Consider the following 25,829-nt stretch of genomic DNA (forward strand, 5'->3'; position numbering starts at 1 on the left):
GCGTTCTGCGCCTGGCGGCAGGTTTTGACCCGAGTTGGTGCTTGTCGGCGCCGAGGGCGACCATTGGGCAAAAAAAATGGCCTGGGTGCCTGCCGCTTTCTGAAATAGGATGGCGCGCAGCCACTGGATGGCGGCGTCGCGGCAGGAGTATTGATGAAAGCACAGGCAGAGAGGTCGGCCCCCTCCGATTGGGTCATCCGCAGCACCATGCCAGGCGGCGTGGAGCGCATCGAAGCGTGGTTCGGCGGCCATGGCTACGACCCGCATCGTCACGATACCTACTCGATCGGCCGTACCCTGGCCGGTGTGCAGAGCTTTCACTACAAAGGGGCGCTGCGCCACGGTGTGCCTGGCAACACGCTGGTGTTGCACCCTGACGAAGTGCATGACGGCATGGCGGGCACCGAAATGGGCTTTCGCTACCGTATGGCCTACATCGACCCGGCGTTGATCCAGAACGTGCTGGGCGGCGAGCCGTTGCCTTTCATCGCTGGCGGATTGTCCTGTGACCCGCGCCTGTACAACGCCAGCGAGGCCTTTGTGCAGGGCTTGGATCATTCTCTGGAAACACTGCAAGCGCAGGACGCCCTGTACGACCTGGCAATGGCGCTGCGTGCGGTCGGCGGCAAGCCACGCGGCCGCAAACGCCTGGACTACCGCGCGGCCGAGCGTGCCAGGGGGTTCATCATGGAGCACCTTCACCTAGGCATCACGCTGGAGATGCTCGAACAGGCCAGCGGGCGTGAGCGGTGGAGTTTGTCACGGGATTTTCGTGCCCTTTACGGCACCAGCCCCTACCGTTTTGTCACGCTACGACGCCTGGACTGTTTTCGCAGGCTGATCCTCGACGGCTTTACCTTGGTCGACGCCGCCCTCGCTGCTGGTTTTCACGATCAGAGCCACATGACCCGGCACTTCACCCGCACCTACGGCGTACCGCCGCTGCGTTGGCTGGAGCGCTTGCGGCCTGCCCGCTGAGTTGCAGGATCGTACAAGAGCAGCCTGCTTTGCGTTCGCTAGCCTGAGCGTTCCAACCAGAGAGGATCTGTCATGTCCGAAGCCCATCAACAACGCCTGTCACAACCTGTCAACCTGGCTTACAAGGCTGGGTTGATCGAACAACAATGGAGCCCACGGGTGGTCGCGGAAATGAACGACTACCAATTCAAGGTGGTGCGCATCGAAGGTGAATTCATCTGGCACTCGCACCCGGAAACCGATGAGGCGTTCCTGGTACTCGAAGGCGTCTTGCGCATCGATCTCCCGCAGGGCTGCGTTCATGTGAATGCCGGTGAACTGTACGTGGTGCCGCGTGGCGTCAAGCACAGGACAGCGGCGCTGGCGGAAGCGAAACTGATGATGATCGAACCGCGCGGTGTGTTGAATACCGGTCATGAAGGAGGGGAGCGAACGGCCCTGAATGACGTCTGGATCTGACGCGGCCAGCGGCGAAGTGTTTCAGGGGGCAAGAGCGGTAGGGTGAATGACTGCTTCGACCCCTTGCAGACTTCTGGATAGTGGGGCAGCTGCGCCGCTGCGCCGCTCACCGCCGGCAACTGCACGATCGATTCACCAGCCCTGAGCCATTGGACGGCCACGTACCCTTGAGCTTGGGCAACGTCGCACGCCGTGCTGACGGTGTTCGCCCCGAGCATGATGGCAGCCGTTCAACCCGCCTACGCTGCCCCCCTGTCAAAGGCGTAATCCTTGAAAACCAATCACCCGATCCCGTGGGAGCACCGTACGTGCCTATCGACTTCAGACCCGCTCAAGCCTCGGACGCGCACGATATTGCGCGCTTCTTTCAACTGACATCGGAAGGCATGGCCGATTACATATGGAGCAAGCTTGCCGCACCTGGAGAAGCATTGCTGAGTGTCGGTGCATCTCGCTATGCCAGGGAACAGGGCGACTTTTCTTACAAGAACTGCCTGATGGCCACTTTCGATGGACGCGTGATCGGCATGATGCATAGCTATGCCTTGCGCGAGACCCTTGACAGGCCTGTCGAGACAGACCCGGTCCTGGCGCCTTATGCCGACATGGAAATACCTGACACCTTGTACATATCCAGCCTGGCCCTGGATGAGGCCTGGCGCAGCCAGGGGCTGGGCGCCGAGTTTCTTCGCCACGCCCAGCAGCGCGCCGAGGACGCTGGCCTGGATGGGCTATGCCTGATCGATTATGCAGAAAACCACGGTGCACGCCGGTTCTACGAACGTCACGGTTTTCACATTGTTAAAACCTGCCAGATCGTTCCGCACCCGATGCTGGGCGTAACCGGTGAAGCCTATTTGATGTATCGCCCTACCCACAACGTGCTCGAGAAAACGCCATGACCCAGAAACTGACCGTGTTCCGCGAACTGGATATCCAACCGCTGCGCGACCTGCCCTTTTTTGAAGAGATAGTGGAAGGCAGCCCTCATACGCTGACCTCCAAGTACTATCACGATGAACAGCAAGGGCGCATTTCCGGAGAGTGGCAAGCCAGCACCGGCGCGTGGCGCATCGACTACAAAGTGTGGGAGTTCTGCCATGTCCTGAGTGGACGCTGCGTCATCGAGCTTGAGGGTTGCGAGCCCATCGCGCTGGCCGCTGGCGACACGTTCATTATCGAACCGGGCGCCAAGGGCAAATGGACCGTGCTGGAAGACATGAAAAAGAACTTCGTCATCCTGTTGCCCACGAACTAGGCAGGGGGGCGCGTTTCTGCGTCTGTCTGAAAACTGCCGGGGCTGCTGCGCAGCCCCTTCGCAACAAGGTCGCACTCACAACTGGCGTATTCCCAATGGTGGGAAACGCGACGGCGTGCCATTGGTCGCACAACTGAAGCGCTGGGAACAGTTAGTAGCATCCGAAAAGTAGCAGGCATCCATTTGTCATTACCGGCATTGTTGCACTATCCATTTGCATGGAAAGAGCTGGCGTTTAATTGGTAAAGATAAATGGCTTTTAGCCATTTTTCACTAATCGCCAATGATTCTAATCGCGCCATAGCCTTTTTTTACCAAGTGGCTAAGCTCGTAATCGCGCAACGGATATTAAGGATGTACGCGCGCCAATCATGACGGATCTATTAAAGGACTATCCAAATGGAAAGCTTCGCTATCGCCGCATCACAAATCAACTGGAATGGTGGCCAACGCATCACTTTGAATCCAGGGGATACCGCCACCTGCACCACGTTACGCCCGGGTCAGATATACGGGATTTTCCTCTATAACTCGGCGGGGAACGACAACAATGCCACCGTCAATGTGGTATGGAGCAATAGCCAGCCTCCGGCACTCATTACCGTGCCAGGCACCACGGCTAACGCAGGGTTGGCCTCGATGGGCTTCGTTTCGGGTACCGACACCCAGACCATTTCGGTCTCCTTACCCAGCAACAGTGGCATGGCCCAGGTCGAACTGTGGTTGGGCAGTACCAGCATGCCGACCAACACCAGCGGCCTTAACAATAACCCCTTGCAGGCCAACGGCGAGCAATATCCGTTCAACAAATACAGTCGCTATTATGCGGTGCCGCCGTCAAAATGGATGAACCTGACCATCGTCAGCAAGATCACCCAGTTTATCTCGTGCCAGTTCCGCGAAGCTGCTGCGACAGTGTTTGTTGTGAATGAAACGTCCAACGGCTTGCTGGCAGGGCAAGTCACCAATATCGGGCCTACCGCTTCGCAACCCGGTGCGGTCAATATTGTGGCAACGCAGATTCAAAGTATCAGTAACAACTTGCAAGGTGACGGTACTCAGTGGGTCTGGATGGACGCTGACAGTCCGCAGGACTCGACCAATGCCAGTATTTCTCTGCAATCACTTTAAACACGCAGTCCGCTGAAATAAAAGAGTCACGCCGAGCGTGACTCTTTTATTTTGCTACAATCACTTTCCTGATCCGCTGTCGACTCCCGGCGCCAGACCGTTGGTAAATCAGGCGAGGGCACCGCTGTCGTGTTGGAACCGGGAGAACATCCAGTCGATGAACACCTGGGTTTCGGCCACCGCATCCTGCGACACGCCATAGTAATAGCGAGTCAAAGGCAGGCGTAGATGGGGCAGGGGGTTGTACAGGCGGCCGGTAGCCAGGTCCTTGCCCAGCAGCGAGGCCGGGCACAGTGCCACGCCAAGGCCGTCGACGGCCGCTTGCAGCACCAGGTGCATGTGATCGAACTGCAGTGCCGGCTGCTGCCTTGCCTGGCTGACTCCGGCCAGCTTGCACCAGGCCTGCCAATCACCACTGCGTGTCCTGCCCGAGAGCAGGGTATGGCGCAGCACATCCGCTGGCGCCTGAACCGGTATCGCCTGCAGCAGGGAAGGGGCCGCCACCAGCAGCAGGTCATCCTCGAGCAGCACGTTCGGTTCCAGCTCGGCCGCCCAGCCCGAGCTGCCACGGCGCACCACCACATCGAAGGCTTCACGCGACGGATCCGGGGCCAGGGTGCTGGTCACCACCTCCGGTTTGATCTCCGGAAACTGCGCCATGAAATCGGGCAACCGTGGGATCAGCCAGCGCACGGCAAAGGACGGGCGCACATTGATGATCACCTTGCGCGCTGCGCTACTGCCGGTCAGGGCCTGGGTGGCGTTGGCGATTTGCGCCAGGCCCAGGCTGATCTGCTGGTAGTAGGCCTGGCCGGTCGGGGTAAGTACCGACTGCCGATTCCGCCGTTCGAACAGCAGTACGCCCAGGTGCTCTTCAAGCAGGCGGATATGGCGGCTGACGGCGCTGTGGGTGACATGCAGCTCTTCGGCAGCACGGCTGAAGCTTTGATGGCGCGCGGCAGAGGCAAAGGCCCGGACCGCGTTCAAGGGGGGGAGGTCGCTGATCATGTGTCTAATTTACTGACATCAGACGCACAATTAAAGCGTTTGTCAGCGGCGCTGCTTCGCGCCACTCTGAACGCCGCTCTACTTGTCTTCTGGTCGTCGTCCATGGGTACCACCACCATCTGCTCAGCTGATCGGGCTTCGCTGCGCGCAGCGTTGATCCTGAGCTTGTGCCTGCCCGGCGACGTCCTGCTCTACCTGTTGCTGCCGATGCAGTACCAGGCGTTCGGCATTACCTTGGGTGAAGCCGGGATCTTGCTGGCGGCCAACCGGCTGGTGCGAATCTTCGGCTACCACTACGTGATGAAAGGCTATGCCCGCTGGGGGGATCGCCCCAGTTCGATGCTGGCGGCCGGCTGCGCCGCCCTGTGTGCATTGGGCTATGCGACGCTCTCCGGGTTCTGGGCGTTGCTGCTGCTACGTCTGCTCTGGGGGCTGGCCTATGCTGCGCTGAACCTGTCGACCCAGGTCATGGCGACTGCACAGGCTGCGGGCGCCGCGCGGCGCAGCGGGCGATCGCGCGCGCTGGTTGCCGTTGGCCCGATGCTGGCGTTGCCGCTGGGGGCACTGCTGAGCCTGGAGCACGGCCCCCGGCTGATCTTCCTGGCGATGGTGGCCAGTTCGCTGCTTGGGGCATGGCTGGCCAGGGGACTGCCCGCTGCGGCGCATCCATTGCCTGAGGCGCAGCGCCGCTTCCGGCGGCCGGACAGCGTGGCGATGTGGTCATTCACCGAGGGATTGACCCTGGATGGCCTGTTCATCATCGGCCTCTCGCTGTTGGCGCAGCAGTTGCTGGGGGCGGACGCGGTGCTGGTCGCAGGCGGGTTGCTGGCGGTTCGCTACCTGTCGGAGCTGCTGCTCAGCCCGCTGGGCGGCCTGCTCGCGCAGCGCTGGGGAGCGACGCGCATGCTGGTCGGGTTAGCGCTACTCACCGCCGCAGCGCTGGTGGCATTCGGTTGCCACTGGCTGGTCGCGGGGGGGGGCCTGGTGTTGGTGCTGCGTGCGTTGCAATTGCCACTGGTGGGGCCAGTAGTCGCCGAGCGTAATCCCGGTCAGCAGCGTGTCCGGGCGTTGGCGGCGAATGCGGTGTGGCGCGATATCGGGGCCGGCATCGGGCCCATGTTGGCGGCGGTGGTGCTGCCCTTGATGGCGCCGGTGTGGGTGTACGCGTTGGCTGCGCTGGCCTTGGCGATCAGTGCCTTGGCCTGCGCCCAGCGGCCCGCCGTGCGCCTGCCAATGGTCCAGCCGCCAGCGGCGGACCAACAAGTTGCCGGAGGGGAAGTGCGTTAATTCATATTCGAGGCGTGCGGGCCTGAACAATAACGGGAAAACCTAATGAACATTGGGCCTGGCCGATGGAATCGGTATCTTCGCCTGCACAATAATAAGTAAACGAATCGTGCGTGGGATGGCGCATAGTTTGTTTCCGCTGATTCATCGCTTGTTAATAAGGCTGTAATAATTTGTTGCTTTTGCCCTGTGGCTATGCTTTTTTAAGGTGGCCGCCAGCTGTGCCTGGTGGACATCGCAGTTGACGAACAGGACTTCCCGACTTGTCGGGGGTGTCGTCTGCTGCACGATAACAATAGAGGTCAATACATAGGGGCACCGAATGTTCATGTTCGGTGTAATGGCCAACTTTTGCCGGGGGAAAATAATGAGCACTCAAGCAGCCTTCAAGTTTATTTCTGCAGATCGCCGCGCAGCCTCACTTAGGAACTTACTGAGCGATAAGCGTTGCCTGCGTTTTCTCGAGGCCCATAACCCGATATCCGCGATTCTTGCCGAACATGCCTCGCAAACGGTCGACGGCCAACTGCGGGTCTATGACGGTTTCTGGTCCAGCTCGTTGACCGACTCTACCGCGCGTGGCAAGCCGGATATCGAAGTGCTGGCGATCAAGGACCGGCTGGCCAATGTCAATGATATCTTCGAAGTTACAAGCAAGCCGCTGATCATGGATGGCGACACCGGTGGCAAGCCCGAGCACTTTGCGTTTGATGTCCGTTCGCTCGAGCGCCTCGGGGTGTCGGCGGTCATCATCGAAGACAAGACTGGCCTGAAGAAGAACTCGTTGTTTGGTAATGAAGTCTTCCAGCAACAGGAAACTATCGAAGACTTCTGCAACAAGATTCGCATGGGCAAGCGTGCGCAAATTTCCAGTGACTTCATGATCATTGCGCGCATAGAAAGCCTTATCCTCGATGCCGGTCTTGACGATGCACTGACCCGGGCCGATGCCTATGTCGCGGCGGGTGCCGATGGGATAATGATTCATAGCCGCCAGGAAACGCCTGACGAAATCTTCGCCTTTGCCCGGACGTTCCGCAAGCGTCATCCAACTGTACCGCTGGTGTGTGTGCCGACCAGTTATTCGAGTATTCCGTTCGAGGCGCTCGAGGCAGAAGGGTTCAATATCGTCATTTATGCCAACCATATGTTGCGCTCCGCCTATATGGCAATGAAACAGGTGGCCGACAATATTCTGTTGTCCGGGCGTACGCTCGAAGTAGAGCCTCGCTGCCTGTCGATCAAGGAAATCCTCGAACTCATTCCGGGTACCAAATAATGACCAGCCCAACTCTGGCCTTGCGCAATGACCTGGTCGTTGCGCCGAGCACTTCGCGCATGCGCGGCATCGCCAACGAACTCAAGGAACGCGGCGAGTCGGTGATCAACTTTGCCGCTGGCGAACTCGACTTCGACACCCTCGACAGCCTCAAACAGGCGGCCATCGAGGCGATCAAGGGTAAATGCAACACCTACACGCCCGCCCTCGGCGAGAAGAAGATCCGCCAACAGCTGGCCGCGCATGTCAGCGAGCAACTGGGCGTGGCCTACGCCTGGAACGAGGTCGGGATGACCGCAGGCGCCAAGCAGGCGCTCTACAATGCGGCGATGGTGCTGATCAACCCGGGCGACGAGGTGATCATTCCGATCCCTTACTGGGTAACCTTCCCGACCCAGATCGAACTGGCGGGTGGCAAGCCGGTGCTGGTCGACACTCGGCCGGAGGGCTACCAGCTGACTGCCGAGCGTGTCGCTGCCGCCATCACCCCGCAGACCCGGGCGATTCTGATCAATACGCCGAACAATCCGACTGGCGCGGTCTACGACAGCGAAGCCCTGCGACGTATCGGTGAACTGGCCATCCGGCACGACCTGTGGATCATCTTCGACGAATGCTATTCACGGCTGATCCGCAACGGCGGCGAGCATCACAGCATCGTCACGCTGATGCCCGAGCTGAAGGAGCGCACGGTCATCGTCAATTCGTTCTCCAAGAGCATGGCGCTGACCGGCTGGCGGCTGGGCTACGTCAGTGCACCGGAGCAGGTGATCAAGGCCATGGAAAACCTCCAGGGCCACACCACCTCGAACCCCAACGTGGTGGCACAGGTGGCGGTGTCCCGTGCACTCGACGACTCGGCAGACTTCATCGCCACCGCCAATGCGATTCTTGACGCGCGCCTGCAGGTCCTCCACGAGGCCCTGGCCGGTATCGAGCACCTGCGTGTAGCGCCGGCGATGGGGGCGTTCTATGTGTTCGCCGATATCCAGTGGTTCATCGGCCGGAGTTATGGCGACAAACAGGTGCGCAGCACCGACGAACTGGTCGAGCTGATCCTCGCCGAGGCCAAGGTGGCCGTGGTGTCTGGCGCCGGCTTCGGCGACCCGAGCGGTATCCGTATTTCCTACGCCGTGAGCGACGCTGATGTGGCCACGGGTATGCAACGTCTACGTGAATTCTTCGCCCGGTTCAATTGAGGAGCATCGGCAAATGAGTAAGGATACCCCTGTTTCGGTGATCATCCTGGCGGCTGGCCTTGGCTCGCGCCTGGAAGACCAGACCCTGGCGAAGAACAAGTGCCTGGTCGAGGTGGCCGGCAAGACCATCATCAGCCGTCTGCTGGAGCAGTTGCAGGCGCACCAGGTCAGCAACGTCATCGTCGGTGTCGGCTACCTCAGCGATGTGCTCGAGAGCTACATCCGCAGCAACCACCCACAGCTCAACAGCACCTTCGTGACCAACCCGATCTATGCCCGTTCAGGTTCGGTGCACTCGTTGAGCCTGTGCCTCGAGGCGGTGCCGGAGGGCCACGATGTGGTGGTGTTCGAGGGCGATGTGGTGGTGGAGGATGCGCTGGTCACCCGTGCCCTGGCTTCGCTGCAAGGGCTCGGCGAGGAAGCCTTCGCCACCGTGCTGGCGCCGTGGTCGAGCGAGCTGAGCGGTACTTTCGCGCTGGTCGAGGGTGGCCGGGTGAGTGCCTGGAAGCATGAGTCCGTGCGCGATGCCGGGTTCCCCCTGCAGGCCTCGTACAAGACCGTGAACATCACCGCGATGACCTACGCCGGGGCTGGGCTGCTGCAGCGCCACATCCGCCAGACGGTAGCCGAAAAGGGCGTCAAGGCGCCTCTGGAGTACGCCATGGACAGCCTGATCGACAGTGGTTACCGCATCGACGCGCTGCTGGTCGGCCAGGAGAAGTGGTTCGAAGTCGACACCGCCGAAGACCTGGATATCGCCAACGATCTGTTCAGCGCCGCGGCGCTGGCCCACGCCTGAGGTGATGCATGTTCGCTGTTCTGCATGACTGGCTGATCCTGCCGATCGCCCACTGTTTCCAGTGGGTGCTGGAGACCAGCTATCAGCGCACCCACGACTTCGGCCTGGCGATCCTGATGCTGAGCCTGGTGTTCAACCTGGTGCTGCTGCCGGCCTACCACTTCGCCGAGAAGGTGCAGGGCCGCGAACGTGCGGCACGGGCGGCGATGCAGGCCAAGCTGGAGGAGTTCAAGCGCTGCTTCACGGGCCAGGAGCGGCACATGATGATTGCCGCCCTGTACCGCCTGCACCACTACCACCCGGTGTTCGCCTTGCGCGGTCTGGTACCGCTGCTGATCCAGGTGCCGGTGTTCATCGCAGCCTATGGCCTGCTCAGTGACTACCCGCCGCTGCAGTACGAGCACTTCATGGGTATCGCCAACCTCGGCGCAGCCGATGGCCTGCTTGGCGGGGTCAACCTGCTGCCCATCGTCATGACCGTAATCAACCTGATGGCGGCCCATGTCTACAGCCGTGACCTGTCTTCCCAGGAACGTCTGCAGACCTGGATCGTGGCGATGCTGTTCTTCGTGCTGCTGTATCCGTCGCCCGCCGGGCTGGTCCTGTACTGGACCTGCAACAACCTTTTTTCTCTGATCAAGAACCTGGTGTATCGAGTGGCCCGTTCCAGCTCGACCCTTCGAAGGACTTCCAATGCCTAATTCGACCAGCCCCGCGCTTGCCCTGCCGGCCAGCGCGGCGGCCAAGGCGGACAAACCGCTCAAATTGTTCGTGCTGTCATACCTCGCCCTGTACCTGTTGCTGGTACTGGCAGTGCCGCTGGCGCTGACCAGCTTCGAGGACGACGCCACCGGCCTCGAAGGCTACCTGCGCCTGTACGCGACCACCCATGCGGTGATCCTGAGCGCCTATCTGGCGTTGTTGGCGCTGCTCGGCAAGTTCGCCCCGCGCGCGCTGCTCGAGCTGCTGTGCGTGCTCGGCCTGTGGCTGTTGATCGTGGCCGGCGTCTACAGCTTCCTGTTGCCGCTGGACGCCGGGATGATCGACAACTTCAGGTTCTCCGAGCCCCGTGCCATGGCGTTTTCCAGCCAGCGGCTGCTGCTCGACGTGGCAGTGGCCGGCGCGGCGCTGTGGGCCGCCTGGCTGCTGGTGCGCCGGTTTGCCGAGCAGGTCGGCAAGGCGCTGACCCTGTTCGTGCTGATCTGCGGTGCCTACGCACTGTTCAGCGGTGTGACCCTGGCGTCGAAGATCGCGGCGATTCCACTGCCGGCCAACGATGGCAAGCAGACCATCTCGTACTCCAAGACCGAGAAGAACATCGTCGTGCTGATGATCGACGGTTCCATGGCCGGTTACATTCCTCGTCTGCTGGCGCATGACGCGGCGGCGGCAGAGCGCCTGAGCGGTTTCACCTGGTACTCCAACGTGGTGTCCACCGGCAACCGTACCTTCAATGCCCTGCCGGCGGTGTTCGGTGGTTTCGACTACACCGCCGCCAACATCAACAAACACCCGGGAAACAGCCTGGAAGAGAAGGTCGACCAGGCCTACATGCTCTATCCGGACAACTTCGCCGCCAAGGGCTACGGGGTGCGTTACGTCGATCCGTTCTGGTACGGCTTCGCCCGCCGTGGCGACTGCAACAAGTTCGTTGCCCGCGGCGCCGGTGACTGCATCCACGTCATCGACACGGTCGGCCGTCAGCAGACCAACGCGCACATGTCGACCAAGCACACCGAATACCTTTGGGGCGTGCTCAAGCAGTACCTGGCGATTTCGCTGTACAAGGCGGCGCCCAACAGCCTCAAGGGGCAGGTGTACGACGGCGGCGACTGGCAGGGCGCCTCGCTGTCCTGGTGGAAGCGCGAGGACAAGTTCCTCGAGAACTATTTCTCGCTGCTGGCGCTGCCGGGCCTTTCGGACACCAACGCACCGGGGCCGACCTTCACCTTCATGGCCAACAACATCACCCGTGCAGTGCTCAAGCTCGACGAAAGCTGCGTGCCGAACAAGCAGTTGGGCACCTCGGCCCAGGAACTGGAGCAGTTGCACAGCCAGGACACGGTGGAAATCTATGACACCTTCTACTGCGCGATGAATGGCGTGACCCGTTACCTGGACTGGTTCAAGCAGCAGGGCATCTACGACAACACCATGTTCGTGCTGGTGTCCGACCATGGCTGGCCATCGCGCAACCCATTGCTCAAGGACATGGCGGATGCCGAGCGGCAGGAGTTGTACTCGCAGTTCCAGAACCTGCTGATGATCAAGCCGTTCGCGGCCACCGGGGCGCCACGGGAGAGCCGCGAATTCATCTCCAATGCCAGCGTGCCCGGTATCGTTTGCGAAGTGATCGGCGGCTGCGTGGACCGTGCCACCGGCAAGCACATCAGCAACCAGCCGCTCACCGAGCCGGTTCAGCTGTATGAGACCCCGTGGCAGCCCCAGGGGCAGAACGCCGACTCCTACAAGATCCTCAGTACCTATCAGGTCAAGGACGACGTCTCGGTGCCGGGTAACTGGAGCAAGGTGCAATGACCGGGTTGCTGGACCATGCGGTCACTGTTCCCTATATCGGCCTGTACCTCGACCCGGGCACCGGCAGCCTGCTGTTCTCGCTCATAGCCGGCGTGGTCACCACCGCGTTCTATTCGGTCAAGGGCCTTTACTACCGCTTCGGCGGTGGCGGCAAGGGGGTTGCCGCCACCGCCGAGCGTAGCGTGCAGGAAGCCTGGCCGGTGGTCATCTATTCCGAAGGCCGGCAGTACTACGGCACCTTCCGGCCGCTGCTGGCAGCCCTGGCCAAGGCCAGGATCAGGACCTTGTACCTGAGTTCCGACAGCGAAGACCCTGGGCTGCAGGCGTGGAGCGAGGTAACCGGCTGCTATATCGGCAGCGGGCACAAGGCCTGGGCATTGCTGGCGCGCTTGCGCGCCGACCTGTGCATCTCCACCACCCCGGGGCTGGACGTCATGCAGTTCAAGCGCTCGAAACGGGTGCGCCACTACATGCATCTGGTCCACGCACCGACCGACAAGGCGTTCAACCGGCCTTACTCGTTCGACTACTTCGACTCGGTGGTGATCAACGGCCCGCACCAGGAGCGCACGCTGCGCTACCTGGAGCAATTGCGTGGGTTACCGGCCAAGGACCTGATCATGGGTGGCTGCCTGTACTACGACGATCTGCTCGAGCAGTTGCGCAACCAGACCCCCGAACTGGTCAGCCCCGGCCGGACCGTGCTGTTGGCGCCGACCTGGGGGCGCAACGGCCTGCTGCGTCTGCACGGCAGCAAGTTGCTGAGCGCGCTGACCGCCCAGGACATCAACCTGATCATCCGCCCGCATCCGCAGAGCATGGTGTCCGAGCCCGAGCTGATCCAGGGGTTGCAGGCGTTGTTCCCCAATGGCCCGCGGCTGCAATGGGACTTCTCCTCGACACCGTTCAGCGCCATGGCGCGTAGCGACGTGATGGTCTCGGACATTTCGGGGGTGATCTTCGACTACGCCTTCCTGTTCGAACGCCCGGTGATCACCGTCGGTATCGAGCCGGTGCGTGAAGGCACCGAGGCCAGCGACCTGCCGTACGATCCGTGGGAACTGACCGTGCTCGATGACATCGGCCTGCGCCTGAGCGAGGAGCAGATTCCGCGCCTGACCGATTACCTGCCACAGGTGCTCGAGGACAGCCGCTACCCGCGCAACATCCGCCACTTGCGTGAGCAGTACGTGGTCAACTTCGGCCATGCCGTCGGCCCCATCCTGAAGGCTATCGAGCCACTGATCGGGCAGGGCGTCAGCGAGCCGTCGGCTGCTGCGCTGTCGCGGCAGGCGGAGTGAGCATGGCCGGGGTGATCGAAAGCCTGGCCATGCTGTGGCCGGCGCTGGTGCTGGCGGTGACTGCGCACGAAGCGGCCCATGCGCTGGTGGCGACGTTGTTCGGTGACCACCTGGCGCGGGACAACGGACGGCTATCGATCAATCCGCTGCGGCATTGCTCGTGGCTGGGTACGGCACTGGTGCCCTGCGCGGCATTTACCCTGAGTACGCTGGCGCACCTGCCGGGTGCATTGGTTGGCTGGGGCAGGGCGGTACCGTTTGGCTCGCCATTGGCCAGCAGCCGCCTGGGCCTGCTATGCACCGCGTTGGCCGGGCCGCTGGCCAACCTGCTGCTGGCCTCGGCCTGCCTGGCGCTACGCCCGCTTGCCGGGCCAGGCGCCTGGCTGGCGTTTCTCGACACCAGCGCCTCGCTCAACGTGCTCCTGGTCGTGGTCAACCTGCTGCCGGTACGTCCGTTGGATGGGGCTACCTGCATCCAGGCGTTGTGCGCGCAACGCTGGCGGTTGCGCCATGAAAGCCTGCAACCGTACCTGCAGGTGCTGGTGGCTGGCTTGTTGTTTACCGGGCTGCTCGGGCAGTACCTGCTGTGGGCGGCCCGCACGCTGTTGAGTTTACTGCCAGGAAACATTTTGCATGGCTAGTTATGGATGTGAACCAGGAGGCTGCATGGCCAGGAAGGCACTCGAATTTCTTTTGTCGGACGAAGACCGAGCGCAACTGCAGAAGATCGCTCGCTCAGGGTTGATGCCTTATCGGAGCGTCACTCGGGCCTCGATCCTGCTGCTGCTGGACAGCGGCATGACGCCGAAGGAGGTCAGCTTGCGCATGAACGTCACCGCGCCGGTGGTGTTCAAGTGGCGCAGTCGCTACTTGGCCAAAGGCGTGGTTGGCCTGGAAGACTTGCCGCGTGGCGGGGTGCCCAGGACGCTGGCGCTGGCGGGTTGATTCGAGCAATGCCGGGGCCGCTTCGCGGCCCATTGCCGGCAAGCGCGGTTTCCACAGCTACAGCGCAATCCTGGACGCGGGGAAATTGCTGTAGGAGCAACTGCGTTGTCAAACATCGGAAGGTTTGGACGATCCCTGAGGGAACAGGCATGCCCTTGACGCGTGCCTGTAGGCGCGGCTTCAGCCGCGATCACCGGCAAAGCCGGTGCCATCCACCGTGTCGCCTGCTTCGCGGATAAATCCGCTCCTACAATGACCGCCGTACCTGTGGGAGCTGGCTTGGACAGGTGTCCGTCGGCAATCGCCTAGAACAGCCCGCCGAGGGAAAAGGCTTGGACGATCCCTGAGGGAACAGGCATGCCCTTGACGCGTACCTGTAGGAGCGGCTTCAGCCGCGATCACCGGCAAAGCCGGTGCCATCCACCGTGTCGCCTGCTTCGCGGATAAATCCGCTCCTACAGTGACCGCTTTACCTGTGGGAGCTGGCTTGGACAGGTGTCCGTCGGCAATCGCCTAGAACAGCCCGCCGAGGGAAATCGTCGCACCAGCACCCGCCTGTAGCCCGACGTTGAGTCCGGCAGACATGATCACGCCCTTGGCCGAGCGCAGCAGGCGCACGGCACTGTCGTGCGGCAAAAGCAGATTGCCAATCGGCGTCAGCGTAGCAGCCGTCATCGCCAACAGCTTGGCGTCCAGGCCGAACAGCATTGCCGAGCCGCTGGCGCCACCCACCAGTCCGACCCCGCCTTCAATGAACACACAAGGGCCTTCGAAGTCCTCGCGAACCAGGCCACGGGCAGCGATCGAGTCGGCCACCAGCACCCGGCCGACGGCGGGGAAGTCCTCGCTGGCGCCCGCCGCTCCGACGCTCTTGCCACGCACATGCAAATTGACCTTGCCAAAGCGCGGCAAGCGCGCGCCAAGGCCGACACCGACACCCAGCGACCCGTAGCGAAACTGTTGGTCGACCCCCTGCGGGTCAGTCAGTGTCAGCGCGCCGCCAGCAGCAGCGGCGAAGACAACGGTCAAGCCGCCTCCGCTGGCGGTCTTGTAGCGCCAGTCGCTGACGCTGACGGGTAGAGGAATGTGCATCTGAACATCCTTATACAGGCCGCGCCGTTCGGCGTCGGCGAATCCACGCGGCCAAGTGGTAGCCGCCTCCAGAGGTGAAAACGAGAGCGAACAGGCCGGCCAGCAGGCTCGCCCCCCATAGCGCACCCCGGTCATCGATGATTGCGCTGGCGGCGGGCGCTTCCGGGCGGTACAGCACGCCCACCTGGTCGCCTACCGCGTAGCCGAAGATCAAACCGCTTTCGGGGTAGCTGGTTACCTTGCCGGTGGCGTCGGTGAAGTCGATTTGGGGATGGCTGCCGCCCGCGTTCAGCGCGCTGACAGTGCCTTGGGCGCGTTGCGCCTGAGCCAGAAAGCCCAGCCGGTCGTCAACCAGCCAAAGTGTGAGATAGAGCAGGCACAGGCCCAGGGGAAGGAAAACCAGGGCGCGGAGCAAGTCGCCCCGGGGTGAGTATGGCGTCTTGGCCATGACAGGTTCCTTGCATCGTCCTTGAAACGGCGGCTATTGCAATTAAATTGCCGCGCGCTGTCAAGTGCAGAGCCAGAGGGCATGGCGACCGGCGGGTATCGACGTGTGACGCCGTGCTGGGCTCCTTTAGTGGCAGGGGGGGCGTGATGCTGGGCGCGAGACGGATTACCACCCTAACTAGCTACTTCACATTTGCTCACCGTACGAGCCGATTACTTCAGTCGGGAGAGACGATTCTGCATGTGCCAAGCATCCTGATTGGGCAATCAAGCTCACTGTCCGAAGTGAGATGCTGGAGAGCCCTCTCAGCACTGCTTACCTGCTCTAGAGACGCCAATCGAGAATGTGCCTTGGTTTTGTTGGTTTAGATCCTGGAAAACTTTGCTGGGATGCGTCGGTGAGGAGTTCGCAGATTCACTGCGACCAGCCTGGGGCTTGGCCACCGCCATCCGTTTGACTCATAAGTCAACTGCGCAAGAAGTTGCGCAGTTGAATGTGGGTAAGTATGTGGATAGTTCCTCGCAGGCCTTAGTAGCCGCCATGTACAGCCAACTGCGCAACTTTTTGCCAGCACTGCGCAAAAAGTTGCGCAACTTTTGGATAGCAGGTCGCTGAAAATCTATCCAAATGAGTGTGTTATGTTTTTAATCTATTGATTTATATGGATAAAAAATACCTGGCACGGGGCTTGTATAAGGAGATGTCCCCCGCCTGGCAATTTCCTGCCACCGGGCGACTTTCTCAAGCATGGAGAGCATCACTCATGGCAACTCCCGCCTACATGGCCGTCACCGGCGAAAAACAAGGCCTGATCACCGCTGGCGCGTTCACCGCCGACTCGGTAGGCAACACCTACCAGGAAGGTCACGAAGACCAGGTCATGGTCCAGGGCTTCGAACACGAAGTGATCATCCCGCGTGATCCACAGTCCGGCCAGCCGACGGGTCAGCGCGTGCACAAGCCGGTGAAGATCACCAAGGTCTTCGACAAGGCTTCGCCGCTGCTGCTGGCCGCCCTGACCTCGGGCGAGCGCATGACCAAGGTCGAGATCAAGTGGTACCGCACCTCGGCCCAGGGCACCCAGGAGCACTACTACACCACCGTCCTGGAAGACGCGATCATCGTCGACATCAAGGACTACATGCACAACTGCCAGGACCCGGCCAACGCCCACTTCACCCACCTGGAAGACGTGTATTTCACCTACCGCAAGATCACCTGGACCCACGAAGTGTCCGGTACTTCCGGTTCTGACGACTGGCGCGCACCGGTCGCCGGCTAAGGCTCGGGGTCTCTGGGTGATCGACGCCAGCGTTGCATCGCCCATGAGATCGAGCGCCGCCCGCGCGGCGCGCTACCTCGAGGTCGTTTCACTCCCCAGGAAAGAGGGACAAGGATGTTTGCCGCCGCAAACCAGACCCATTTCAGCCTGCACATCGACGGCCTGGAGCACGATTTCCAGGTCCTCGCCTTCGACGGCAAGGAAGCCATCAGCCAGCCCTACGCCATCGACCTGGAGCTGGTCAGCGAACGTCCCTCGCTGGACCTGGAGAGCCTGCTGCACAAGCCCGCGTTCCTTCAGTTGGGCGACGCCGGACGCGGCCTGCATGGGCTGATCTACCGCGCCGCGCAAGGCGAGGCGGGCAAGCGCCTGACCCGCTACCAGGTGACCCTGCGCCCGCAGCTGGCCTACCTGGCCCACCGTATCAACCAGCGCATGTTCCAGCACATGAACGTGCCGAAGATCATCGCCCAGGTGCTGGAAGAGCATGGCATCCTCGCCAACGCCTACCAGTTCCAGCTGGGCGCCGTTTACCCGGACCGCGAGTACTGCGTGCAGTACGACGAGTCCAACCTGCAATTCATCCAGCGGTTGTGTGAAGAAGAGGGCATCCACTACCACTTCCGCCACAGCGCCGAAGGCCACCAGCTGGTGTTCGGCGACGACCAGACGGTGTTCCCGAAACTGGCCCCCGTACAGTTCCAGCACGACTCCGGGCTGGTCGCCGACACGCCGATGATCAAGCGCTTCGGCCTGCGCGTGGAAACCCGCACCAGCAGCGTCACCCGCCGTGACTACGACTTCAAGAAGCCGCTGATCCAGCTCGAAGGCGCCGCCGACAGCCACGCCGAGCCGGCCCTGGAAGACTACGACTATCCCGGTCGCTTCCTCGACCGCTCGCGCGGCAAGCACCTGGCTACCCGCGCCCTGGAGCGCCACCGCAGCGACTACCGCCAGGCCGAGGGCCAGAGCGACCAGCCGCTGCTGGCCAGCGGGCACTTCCTGACCCTGGCCAGCCACCCCAACGCCCAGTGGAACGACCTGTGGCTGCTCACCGAGGTGCGCCACCAGGGCCGCCAGCCGCAGGTGCTGGAAGAAGCCATCACCAGCGACGTCGACCCGCGTTTCGACGGGTTCCAGCAGGGCTACCGCAACGTCTTCGTGGTCACGCCCTGGGAGCAACCCTATCGCCCGCCGCTGAACCACCCCAAGCCCAAGGTGCTGGGCGAGCAGCGCGCGGTGGTCAGCGGCCCCGAAGGCGAAGAGATCTACTGCGACGAATATGGCCGGATCAAGGTGCAGTTCTTCTGGGACCGCGAAGGCCAGGCCGATGACAAATCCAGCGTGTGGATGCGCGTGGCGTCGAGCTGGGCCGGGCAGGGCATCGCCGGCCTGCAACTGCCGCGGGTGGGCATGGAAGTGCTGGTCAGCTTCCTCGAAGGCGACCCCGACCAGCCGCTGGTGACCGGCTGCCTGTACCACGGCGTGAACATGCCGCACTACAAGCTGCCCGAGCTGAAGACCCTGGCCACCATCAAGAGCAAGGAATACAAGGGCAGCCGCAACAACGAACTGCGCATCGACGACACCACCAGCGAGATCAGCATCGCCCTGCGCAGCGACCACGGCGCCAGTGCCCTGAACCTCGGCTACCTGACCCACCCACGGCCGAGCGGCGGCGCGCCACGGGGTGAAGGCTTCGAGCTGCGCACCGATCGCCACGGCGCCGTGCGCGCCGCCGGCGGTCTGCTGCTCACCACCGAACCGCGCCCGAACGAAGCCAGGCACCACAAGGACTTGCCCGAAACCGCCGAACGCCTGGCCACCGCCAGCGAGCAGCAGGACAGCCTGGCGCAGCTGGCCAAGCAGATGCAGGCCCAGGAGCCCGGCGACCAGGACGCCGTGGCCAAGGACCTGCACGCCCAGCACCAAGGTATCCTCGGCAGTGGCCCAGGCGACCTGACCAAGAACGAGTTCGCCGAATTCACCCAGCCGCACCTTGTGGTGTCCAGCCCGGCCGGCATCGCCCTGACCACCCCCGGCCCGAACCACCTCGCCAGCGGCAGCCACCTGGCGCTGAGCAGTACCGGGCACACCAGCCTGTCGATCGGCAAGCGCCTGTTGGCCAGCGCCAGCCAGGGCATGCGCCTGTTCGTGCAGAGCCTCGGTTTCCGTCTGGTGGCGGCTGCAGGCGACATCGACTTCCGTGCGCTGAAGGACAGCATCAACCTGCTGGCCAAGCTCGACATCACCGCCAACGCCGACCGCATCATCCTCAAGGCCAAGACCGAACTGGTGGTGCAGGGCGGCGGCAGTGCCACCACCTACAACGCCGGCGGCATCACCCACGTCACCAGCGCCAACTACACCGCCCACGCCGCGCAGTTCGCCCATATCGGCGCGGCGAGCAAGGCCGGCGCCTTCCCCGAACCGCCCAAGCCCGGCAAGGGCGCGCTGGAACTGTTCAACCTGTACGCCAACAGCAAGGGCATCCAGGCCGGCGACTACGAAGTCACCGACGCCCTGGGCACGCTGCTCAAGGGCACGCTGGACGGGCAGGGCTTCAATGCCGTGTCCGGCGCGGCGCCGGGGCCGGCCACGGCGAAATTCGGCCTCGACACCGTGGACACCTGGAGCCTCGGCAGCTTCGTCAAGGGCCTGCCTTGGCCGAAGCTGGCGGCGACCGAAGCGGGCACGCCGTCGCTGCTCGAGTCGATGTACGCCAAGCTCGCCCCCGACGGCAGCGGAGGCATGCTGGACAAGGCCAGGCAACTGGCCGGTAGTGGCATGAGCGCGGCGAAGACCGGCATGGGCCTGCTAAAGACCGGGCAGAATACCCTGCAAAGCGCGCAGCAGGTGCAAGCCGCGCTCAAGGGCGGCGTGGCCGGACTGCCGCAACTGGCCTCTGCCGTCAGCTCGGCGCTGCCGGCCGCTTCTGGTGCACTGGGCGCCGCCGGCAAGGCAGGCGCCGCCGTCCAGGGCGCCATGGCCAGCCTGCCCAAGCTGCCGACCCTGCCCAAACTCCCCGACTTCAAGGCGCCGAGCCTGAATACCCTGACTGACCTGATGCCAGGCGAGCTGATCTCATGACTGCACAGAATGCCGCAACAAACGAATACGCCCGTGCCCCTCAGGTTGCGATCACCCCACTGGCCGAGGTGCAGATCGAGGACGTCGGCCGTGGCGCGGTGGTGTTCGATACCTGGCTGCGCAATACCAGCGCCAGCTTCGTCACCCTCGAACGCCTCAAGGGCGTGGCCGGCAATGTGGCTGTGGCGGGCAACATCATCGCCCTGGTGGATGCCTTGGGCGATATCGCCATCCTCACCCGCAACAAGGTGCCCGACCCGATCGATTGCGCCACCTACGGCATCAACCTGATCGGCCTGGTCACCTCGCCCGCCAGCGCCGCGGCGGCCCGCATGGCCCTGCGCCCGATGTTGTTCATCGTGCGCCAGGAGGGCAAGCAGGTGCTGGGCGATGCACTGATCGAGCTGATGGTCGGCCACCTCAACGCCGATATCGTCGGCAGCATCGACGACTTCGTCGGCCAGGCCGCGGGCAATCTCAAGGCCGCACTGGCCGAGGCCGCCACCCTCGGCGAGCAACTGATCCTCGACATCGCCGGCGGCCTGGCCGCCCTGGCCGCCGGTCCGGCCGCCGCCAGCGTGGTGGCCGGTGGCGGGGGCAGCCTGCTGCTGCATGACCCGCAAGCCAGCATTGGCAACTACTTGACCGCTGCCTTCAACGCCTACAAGAGCGCCGGCAAAGGCATGACCAGCGCCGACGTCAGCCTCGCGCTCAGCACCGCTGGCAAGACCGAACTGCTGGCCCACAGCGCCCGCCTGCGCGTGCTGGCCCCGCTGGTGCGCGGCGAGATCCTCAAGCTGGGCGATGCCGGCAGCCCCTGTTCCATCGAGGCCCTGCGCCTGACCCTGGCCAGCAGCGTCAAGCAGTGGCGCCAACGCAACCCGCAACAGGTGGTAGCCAACGTCAAGGCGGGCGGCACCAGCAAGGCTCGCCACCAGTTGGCCGAAGGCAAACTGGAAACCCAAAAGGAGCAGATGCCCGCCTCCCAGGCCGCCAACCCGTGCAAGAACGGCGCCCCGGCCAACACCTGCAACAGCATCAACTTCGCCCTGGGCAGCGAGACCCTGCAGCATACCGATTTCAGCCTGCCCGGGCCGTTCCCGATCACCTGGACCCGCACCTACCACTCGCGCCTGGCCGCCCTCGACAGCGGCAGCCTCGGCGCCCGCTGGATCACCGCGTTCACCACCTGCATCGATGTGCAGGACGATGGCTTGCTGCTGCACGATATCGACGGCCGCAGCCACGCCTACCCGCTGCCCAAGGTCGGCAAAACCCATTACGACGCGGTCGAGTACCATGGCCTGACCCGCACCACCGACACCCAGCTCATCCTGTCCCGCGGGCAGGAGCGCCACGAGACCTACGAGCGCGTCGGCGATCGTTTCCACCTGGTGCACATCCGCATGCGCAACGGCGTCGGCGCGATGCTGCACTACGAGCACAGCCACAACGGCCGCCCGGTGCTGTCGGACATCAACACCTACGCCGACAACGACCCGAGCAAAGTCCACCTGCAACTGGGCACGCTGCTCGATGAGCACGGCCATCTCCAGGGTCTGTGGCAGGTGGTCGACGGCAAGCCTTTGCGCCAGCTGTGTGCCTACCACTACGATGACCAGGGCGACCTGATCGCCGCCCAGGACGAGCACGGCGCCGCCTGGCGCTACCAGTACCAGCACCACCTGATCACCCGCTACACCGACCGCACCGAGCGCGGCCTCAACCTGGAATGGGACGGCAGCAGCCCGCACGCCCGGGCGATCCGCGAATGGGCCGACGACGGCAGTTTCGAAACCCGCCTGAAGTGGGACGAACATATCCGCCTGACCACCGTGACCGATGCCCACGGCGCCCAGACCCGCCACTACTACGACGCCGAAGGCTACACCTACCGCATCCAGCACGCCGACGAGCGCTCCGAGTGGCTGTTCCGCGACGCGCGCAAGAACGTGATCCGCCACCTGCACGCCGACGGCAGCCAGGACCGCTACATCTACGATGAGCGCAGCAACCGCCTGCAGCACATCCGCGCCGACCATAGCGTGGTGCACTACGCCTACGACGACAAGGACCAGCTGATCAAGATCAGCGATGCCGAAGGCGGCCTATGGCTACGCGACTACGACGACGCCGGCAACCTGGTCGAAACGGTCGACCCACTGGGTAACAAGACCGAGTTTGCCTATACCTCGACGGGATTGTTGAAGGCGATCAAGGACGCCAACGGCAACGAGAAGAAGTTGGCGTACAACGACGCCGGGCAACTGCTCGAGTACACCGACTGCTCCGGCAAGACCAGTAAATGGGAGTACGACGAACTGGGGCGGCTGGTGCAGGCCAGCAATGCGCTGGGGGAGAGCATCCAGTACGCCTACAAGGCGGGGCAGTTGAGCAAGGTAACCCATGCGGACCTGACCGAGGAGCGTTTCGAACGCGATGCCGAAGGCCGGTTGCTGGCCCATGTCGATGCGCTGGACCGTTGTACCACCTGGAGCTATACCCGTGCCGGGATGCTCGCCGAGCGTGTCGATGCGCTGGAGCACAGGCTGCGCTACCGCTGGGACAAGCTCGGTCGATTGGTCAGCCTGGAGAACCAGAACGAGAGCCGTGCCAGCTTCGTTTACGACTTAGCCGGGCGCCGCCTGGAAGAGACTGGCTTCGATGGCCTGACCACTCGCTACCAGTACGACCCGAGCAGCGGTCGGCTGGCGAGCAGCCAGGTTGGCCAGCGCCGCATCGGCCTGCGCTTCGATGCCATGGGGCGCCTGGTCGAGCGCTGCGCAAGCCAGGGCGATCAGCAGCAAAGCGAAACCTTCGCCTACGATGGCAACGGCAAGCTGATCCAGGCGCTCAATGCCGTCAGCAAGCTGCAGTGGTTCTACGATGACGCCGGCAACCTGACCCGCGAGCATCAGCACTACCTGATGACCGGCGACCCGATGGTGGCGGTATGGCGCCACGAGTACGATGCGCTGAACCGACGCACCGTCACCATCCGTCCCGACGGGCACAAGGTCAGCTGGCTGACCTACGGCAGCGGCCACCTGCTGGGCATGACCCTCGATCAGCACGAAATGCTCGCCTACGAGCGCGACGACCTGCACCGCGAAGTCGTGCGCCACCAAGGCAACAAGCTCATGCAGATGCAGCGCTGGGGCAAGACGGGGCGCCCCGAAGAGCAATGGCTCGGCAGCCATGACGGCAAGACCGCCCTGCTCAAGCGCCAATATGGGTACGACCCGGTGGGGCAGTTGACCGATATCCACGACAGCCGCCGTGGCCAACTGGCGTATCAATACGACCCCCTGGGCCGCTTGCTTCAGGCCAACAGCCGCCTGGGCGCTGAAACCTTTGCCTTCGACCCTGCGGGCAACCTGCTGGATGAAACCCAGCAGCTCAACCGTCCCCTGGAAGAGGACGCCCGGCGCAACAAGGTGATGGACAACCTGCTGCGATCGTATGCCGGCAGCCATTACCGCTACGACGAGCGCGGCAACCTGAGCCATCGCCTGCAAGACGCTGCGCAAGCGCACTTCACCTGGGACCTGTTCAACCGGCTGGTGCGTTACAACGACGATAGGCTCAAGGTCGAATACAGCTATGATGCCCTGGGCCGTCGCCTGCACAAACATTCGCTCGCCCATTACAGGGACAAGCCCGAAGCCGGCACCGGCTGGAACCAGCTGGAGCGGGCCAGGCGCCAGCGTGAATTGCACTGCGGCTTCACCCTATATGGCTGGGACGGCGAAACCTTGGCCTGGGAAAGCTCGCCGCCGCTGGATGAGGGCGATACCGGCCGCACCGTGCACTACCTGTACGAGCCCGGCAGCTTCGTGCCGGTCGCCCAAGCCCTGCACAACCGCCCGGTTCGCCTGTTCAAACAACCGGACTGGTCTGGGCGCGAGTACGACTTTGACCAAGACCCGTTGTGGCACACCGAGGTCAAACCGCAGGCCTTCGACGCCATTGCCTGGTACCACTGTGACCATCTGGGTACGCCCCAAGAGCTCACCGATGAGCAGGGGGACGTGGTCTGGAGTGCGCAGTACACCGCGTGGGGGGAAATACGCGAAGACCGTACGGAGCGAGCCAGATTGCAGGGGGTGAGCAACCCGATTCGCTTCCAGGGGCAGTATCAGGATCCGGAGACGGCGCTGCACTACAACCGCTATCGCTATTACGAACCGAAGATGGGACGCTATGTGTCCAGGGACCCGATTGGGATGCAGGGTGGGATGAACGTTTACAGTTATGTGAGGAACACACCTGCTATGCGAGCGGATCCATTGGGCTTGTGGGATGCACCGTTTGCCAACATGCCGGGCGTGCAGGAGCGTGCTTCGTTGGGTAATCACATGATGAATAATGGTGAGTCGCCGGATGCAGTTGCTCGAGCGATGGCGCCGCCGCCGCCCAGGCCGATAGCAACGGGTGAATGTAAGGCGTCAATTGTCATTGCTGCTGGAGCTGGATTGTCAGGAAGCGTGGCTGTGAATGAGAAAAGCGGTGTGTCGAAGTGGGGTAGTTTCCAGACATCGACTATTGCGAACCGTGTGAGCGCGAGTTGCGGTTTGAAATTCTCTGCTGAAGACGCGAAGCCGTTACCTGCTGCATTAGGGTTTGCTTTTGGTGTTGGTATCTTTAACGTAGAGGTGACCCAGACATCTTCATGGCCAGATATTTATATGGGTGTAGGGCCGGGGGTTGGGTATGAGGTGAAGTCTCCGATAAATCCATCCATAAATTTCCAGTGAGTAAGTTGTTAATGTGTGAATATATATATTATTTCAGAGAGTTTTCATTTTATTTGTTCATGTTTAGTGGGGCGTTGCTTGTGTTTTCTTCTGCTGAGTATGCAAGGCGCAAAGGTGTAGATTTTAATTCTTTCTTTGGGATGATGGATATTTATAGGAGGATATTTCAGTTTGAAAGTAGACGCTTCTCTCTAGTGTTTCTGTTGGTGATGGGTGGGAATATGATTCTGTGGTTGGCTTCTATAGCGTTGTATTACTGGGGTGGGAGTAGGGGTTGCGTTTTTTAGGTCTCCATGAAAAATCTTTGAAATCTCGCCGTAGCCTCTGGGGGGCTGACTTTCCTTGGAATTCTTGTCTTTCAATCGAGGGGTTCTGGCATGTCCAAGCGATACGAACTTGCCAACGCAGAATGGGAAATAGTCGCCACAAGGCACTACAACCGCTATCGCTATTACGAATTGAAGATGTGACGCTATGTGTCTAGGGACCCGATTGTGATGCAGGGGGGATGAACGTTTTACAGTTATGTGAGGTAACATATCGGCTATGCGAGCGGATCCACTAGGCTCTTTGGGATGGACATGCCTGGGGCCGCGCAGCGTGCTCCTTTGGGGGCCTGGATGATGCAGAAAGGCGAGTCTCCGGAGGAAATTTCCAAAGCGATGGCGCCTCCACACACCTGTGTCGGTGGCGACTTTTGAATGCAAGGCGGGCCTGACAGGAGCGTCAGGTATTGGCTTGTCCGGTAGCGTCGCTGTCAACTCGCGTAGTGGAGTGGGAGCTACCGGTAGTTTCCAGACGTCCACGATTGCCGCACGTGCTTCTGCAAGCTGTGGCTTGAAGATCGCAGACCCTAACGCAAAGCCGTTACCGGTCGCACTAGGGGGAGCGGTGGGGTTAGGGCTTCTGAATATCGAGGCTACCCAAACTTCAACTTATCCTGATATCTATATCGGTATTGGGCCAGGTATTGGTCCT

At 62.2% G+C, this 25,829-nt stretch carries 20 protein-coding genes; 17 read left to right on the plus strand and 3 right to left on the minus strand.

Annotation, left to right across the window (positions count from 1 at the left end; genetic code table 11):
• Positions 1-153 precede the first annotated feature (153 nt).
• The 5 genes from HG549_RS10870 to HG549_RS10890 all read left to right on the plus strand — a co-directional run bounded on the left by HG549_RS10870 (position 154) and on the right by HG549_RS10890 (position 3,826).
• Positions 154-978 (plus strand): AraC family transcriptional regulator, encoded by an 825-nt coding sequence (locus tag HG549_RS10870; protein ID WP_170029498.1) that lies wholly within the window; start codon positions 154-156, stop codon positions 976-978.
• Positions 979-1,050: 72 nt separating this feature from the next.
• On the plus strand, positions 1,051-1,437 hold the full coding sequence (locus HG549_RS10875) for a cupin domain-containing protein (RefSeq protein ID WP_170029499.1): 387 nt from the start codon (positions 1,051-1,053) through the stop codon (positions 1,435-1,437).
• Between the two features lie 308 nt (positions 1,438-1,745).
• Positions 1,746-2,339, plus strand: a complete 594-nt coding sequence (locus HG549_RS10880; RefSeq protein ID WP_170029500.1) for a GNAT family N-acetyltransferase — start codon at positions 1,746-1,748, stop codon at positions 2,337-2,339.
• Positions 2,336-2,695 carry a cupin domain-containing protein gene (locus HG549_RS10885; protein ID WP_170029501.1) on the plus strand — a complete coding sequence of 120 codons (360 nt, stop codon included), beginning with the start codon at positions 2,336-2,338 and terminating at the stop codon, positions 2,693-2,695. Before HG549_RS10880 ends, HG549_RS10885 begins: the two co-directional genes overlap by 4 nt.
• Before the next feature lie 399 nt (positions 2,696-3,094).
• Entirely contained in the window at positions 3,095-3,826 is a 732-nt protein-coding gene (locus HG549_RS10890; RefSeq protein WP_170029502.1) for a hypothetical protein, read from the plus strand.
• A gap of 108 nt (positions 3,827-3,934) precedes the next feature.
• Here the strand turns inward: HG549_RS10890 and gcvA are convergent, their stop codons facing one another.
• Entirely contained in the window at positions 3,935-4,834 is a 900-nt protein-coding gene (gcvA, locus tag HG549_RS10895) for a transcriptional regulator GcvA (protein WP_170029503.1), read from the minus strand.
• Between the two features lie 102 nt (positions 4,835-4,936).
• Here gcvA and HG549_RS10900 point away from each other — a divergent pair, with 102 nt between their 5' ends.
• The 9 genes from HG549_RS10900 to HG549_RS26270 all read left to right on the plus strand — a co-directional run bounded on the left by HG549_RS10900 (position 4,937) and on the right by HG549_RS26270 (position 14,182).
• Positions 4,937-6,121: an MFS transporter gene (locus HG549_RS10900; protein WP_170029504.1), complete on the plus strand. Its 1,185-nt coding sequence runs from the start codon at positions 4,937-4,939 to the stop codon at positions 6,119-6,121.
• 322 nt (positions 6,122-6,443) lie between these two features.
• Complete coding sequence (aepX, locus tag HG549_RS10905; RefSeq protein WP_256666106.1) at positions 6,444-7,400, plus strand: phosphoenolpyruvate mutase; 957 nt, start codon at positions 6,444-6,446, stop codon at positions 7,398-7,400.
• Complete coding sequence (locus HG549_RS10910) at positions 7,400-8,599, plus strand: pyridoxal phosphate-dependent aminotransferase (protein WP_218576026.1); 1,200 nt, start codon at positions 7,400-7,402, stop codon at positions 8,597-8,599. Before aepX ends, HG549_RS10910 begins: the two co-directional genes overlap by 1 nt.
• 13 nt (positions 8,600-8,612) lie before the next feature.
• The gene (locus HG549_RS10915; protein WP_170029505.1) at positions 8,613-9,398 is read left to right on the plus strand and encodes an NTP transferase domain-containing protein; all 786 of its coding nucleotides are present in this window, start codon (positions 8,613-8,615) and stop codon (positions 9,396-9,398) included.
• Positions 9,399-9,406: 8 nt separating this feature from the next.
• Positions 9,407-10,099: a membrane protein insertase YidC gene (locus HG549_RS10920; protein WP_170029506.1), complete on the plus strand. Its 693-nt coding sequence runs from the start codon at positions 9,407-9,409 to the stop codon at positions 10,097-10,099.
• Positions 10,092-11,936, plus strand: a complete 1,845-nt coding sequence (locus HG549_RS10925; protein ID WP_170029507.1) for a sulfatase-like hydrolase/transferase — start codon at positions 10,092-10,094, stop codon at positions 11,934-11,936. Before HG549_RS10920 ends, HG549_RS10925 begins: the two co-directional genes overlap by 8 nt.
• Positions 11,933-13,237 (plus strand): CDP-glycerol glycerophosphotransferase family protein, encoded by a 1,305-nt coding sequence (locus tag HG549_RS10930; RefSeq protein ID WP_170029508.1) that lies wholly within the window; start codon positions 11,933-11,935, stop codon positions 13,235-13,237. Before HG549_RS10925 ends, HG549_RS10930 begins: the two co-directional genes overlap by 4 nt.
• A gap of 2 nt (positions 13,238-13,239) precedes the next feature.
• A complete protein-coding gene (locus HG549_RS10935) occupies positions 13,240-13,878 on the plus strand; it encodes a site-2 protease family protein (RefSeq protein ID WP_170029509.1) in 639 nt (212 codons plus the stop codon).
• 25 nt (positions 13,879-13,903) lie between these two features.
• Positions 13,904-14,182, plus strand: a complete 279-nt coding sequence (locus HG549_RS26270) for a helix-turn-helix domain-containing protein (RefSeq protein ID WP_170029510.1) — start codon at positions 13,904-13,906, stop codon at positions 14,180-14,182.
• Positions 14,183-14,695: 513 nt separating this feature from the next.
• Here HG549_RS26270 and HG549_RS10945 read toward each other — a convergent pair.
• Together HG549_RS10945 and HG549_RS10950 are read right to left on the minus strand one after the other, a co-directional pair.
• Positions 14,696-15,274, minus strand: a complete 579-nt coding sequence (locus tag HG549_RS10945) for a hypothetical protein (RefSeq protein ID WP_170029511.1) — start codon at positions 15,272-15,274, stop codon at positions 14,696-14,698.
• 10 nt (positions 15,275-15,284) lie between these two features.
• Positions 15,285-15,722 (minus strand): DUF3592 domain-containing protein, encoded by a 438-nt coding sequence (locus HG549_RS10950; protein WP_170029512.1) that lies wholly within the window; start codon positions 15,720-15,722, stop codon positions 15,285-15,287.
• A 763-nt stretch (positions 15,723-16,485) separates the two neighbouring features.
• On the opposite strand from HG549_RS10950, the gene HG549_RS10955 reads away from it, so the two are divergent.
• The 3 genes from HG549_RS10955 to HG549_RS10965 all read left to right on the plus strand — a co-directional run bounded on the left by HG549_RS10955 (position 16,486) and on the right by HG549_RS10965 (position 24,851).
• The gene (locus HG549_RS10955; protein ID WP_011531920.1) at positions 16,486-17,004 is read left to right on the plus strand and encodes an Hcp family type VI secretion system effector; all 519 of its coding nucleotides are present in this window, start codon (positions 16,486-16,488) and stop codon (positions 17,002-17,004) included.
• Positions 17,005-17,118: 114 nt separating this feature from the next.
• Complete coding sequence (locus HG549_RS10960; protein ID WP_170029513.1) at positions 17,119-20,094, plus strand: type VI secretion system tip protein VgrG; 2,976 nt, start codon at positions 17,119-17,121, stop codon at positions 20,092-20,094.
• Entirely contained in the window at positions 20,091-24,851 is a 4,761-nt protein-coding gene (locus tag HG549_RS10965; protein ID WP_256666107.1) for an RHS repeat-associated core domain-containing protein, read from the plus strand. Before HG549_RS10960 ends, HG549_RS10965 begins: the two co-directional genes overlap by 4 nt.
• Positions 24,852-25,829: the final 978 nt, after the last annotated feature.

Source organism: Pseudomonas sp. SK, assembly GCF_012975065.1.
Lineage (GTDB): Bacteria > Pseudomonadota > Gammaproteobacteria > Pseudomonadales > Pseudomonadaceae > Aquipseudomonas > Aquipseudomonas anuradhapurensis.